The sequence below is a fragment of the Mesorhizobium sp. M5C.F.Cr.IN.023.01.1.1 genome (assembly GCF_003997585.1).
Taxonomy (GTDB): Bacteria; Pseudomonadota; Alphaproteobacteria; order Rhizobiales; family Rhizobiaceae; genus Mesorhizobium; species Mesorhizobium wenxiniae.
In genome coordinates this window covers 1-661 of sequence record NZ_RZSU01000250.1, presented here as the reverse complement: position 1 = coordinate 661, position 661 = coordinate 1, and the positions used below count along the sequence as shown (strand labels likewise).

The window sequence follows — 661 nt, the reverse complement described above, 5'->3', positions numbered from 1 at the left end:
ACAGAGAACGGGTTCGGGCCCAAAAAGGTCGCCGTCATCGGAAAAGACGGCAAGGTCTTGCGCGACAAGGCCGGCAAGATCGTCTACCGGCTTTGGTCCGGCGAAAGGGAAGAGTTCCTCGGGCAGCGCAATGGCTGGCTCGATCTGCAGAACCAGCATCTGGCGCTTGCAGGCTTGGAAATGCGCATCGACGGGCGCTCCTATGCCGAGCGTGGCATCGACCTGGTGCCGACAACGCATATCGGCGTTGCGACGAAGGCGATCGACCGGAAGGGAGAGAAGGCGGGCTGGTCTCCGAGGCTCGAACGCATCGAGCTGTTCGAGGAGCGCAGGGCCGAGAACCGCAAACGCATCATGCGCAAGCCGGCGATCGTGCTCGACCTAGTCTCTTCGGAAAAGAGCGTCTTTAGCGAGCGCGATATCGCCAAGGTGCTGCACCGCTATGTCGACGATGCCGGCGCCTTCCGGAATCTGATGGTGCGCATCCTTGAGAGCCCGAAACTGCTTCGCATCGAGCGCGAAAGCGTCGACTTCGCGACCGGAGAGAGGATGCCGGCGCGCTACACGACGCGCGCGCTCATCCGCCTCGAGGCCGGCATGGCGCGGCGGGCGATCTGGCTGTCGGGGAAGACCTCGCATGGTGTCCGGGAAAAGGTTCTGG

Annotated in this window: 1 protein-coding gene; it reads left to right on the top strand. The window is 63.2% G+C overall.

Translation table 11 applies throughout. The features are described 5' to 3' along the window. The coding region (locus tag EOA78_RS35610) for a MobA/MobL family protein (RefSeq protein ID WP_164784125.1) at positions 1-661 on the top strand (661 nt) is incomplete at both ends.